Annotated in this window: 1 protein-coding gene; it reads right to left on the reverse strand. The window is 40.2% G+C overall.

The window, feature by feature from the left end; translation table 11 throughout:
* Positions 1-217 precede the first annotated feature (217 nt).
* Positions 218-739, reverse strand: a complete 522-nt coding sequence (locus IE104_RS18920) for a hypothetical protein (protein WP_189421478.1) — start codon at positions 737-739, stop codon at positions 218-220.
* Positions 740-861: the final 122 nt, after the last annotated feature.

Below are 861 nucleotides of genomic sequence, written 5' to 3' on the forward strand. Positions count from 1 at the left end.
ATTCCATGAGCGCTTACAAGTATGAAAGCGCCAGCTATAGAATAAAAAAACCTCCTATTTAATTGGAACGTTGGACTTATGTACATAGGGCCTCATAACGCCGAGCTAAGCGGCGGGTTTTAAGTTGTACTTTTGCCGTAAAGTGAGCTGCAAGCGAACGGCAAAAGTGCAACTTAAAAACCGTCCAGCGCCGAAGGCGCGATGCTTGAGCGATTTGTTAGCGCTCTACAATTAGCATTTTTGTTAAGTAGCCTATGGTATTAGCCGCTTCAGATTGCTCCAAAGGTAAACCACCTTTTTGAAAAGGCTCAACTCGATAAGCATATTGAACCACGAAAAACTTCTCTTTTCCTTTTATTGTTTTAATTTGATAAATTTCACCTTTTCCATTTTGCTTATTTGTAGTGCAGGTTAGAAATGCGTGGAAAATTTCATAACCACCTTGCAATCCCGATTTCAGTGGAACCATTTCAACGCTTGCGCAGCTCTTTTCAAAGTTTTTAGCCATGAGTTTTACAAAAGACTCACCAACCGTTTTTTCACTTGATTGATATTGTTGTAATGTAATTAGCCTTGTCCAGTTCTCAAAACTTTCTTCATTCTTAAGTAGCTCAATCATATTTCCTTGTTGGCTACCAACTTTCCATCCCTCTGGACTAGACCAGTTCAACTGCTCAGTTGCGAGAGACATCGATGGAATTGCGCCTAAAAATAGTAATGCTCTTGTGAAACCCTTCATTTATTTCTCCCAAGTGCTAACGCCGAGTTCAGCGGCAGTTTTTAAGTTGTGGTTTTATGGAATATTTTTGCGCAGCAAAACCATAAAACTGCGACTTAAAAACTGTCCAGCGTAGGCACGAA

The sequence above is a fragment of the Cellvibrio zantedeschiae genome (assembly GCF_014652535.1).
In the GTDB taxonomy this organism is placed as follows: domain Bacteria; phylum Pseudomonadota; class Gammaproteobacteria; order Pseudomonadales; family Cellvibrionaceae; genus Cellvibrio; species Cellvibrio zantedeschiae.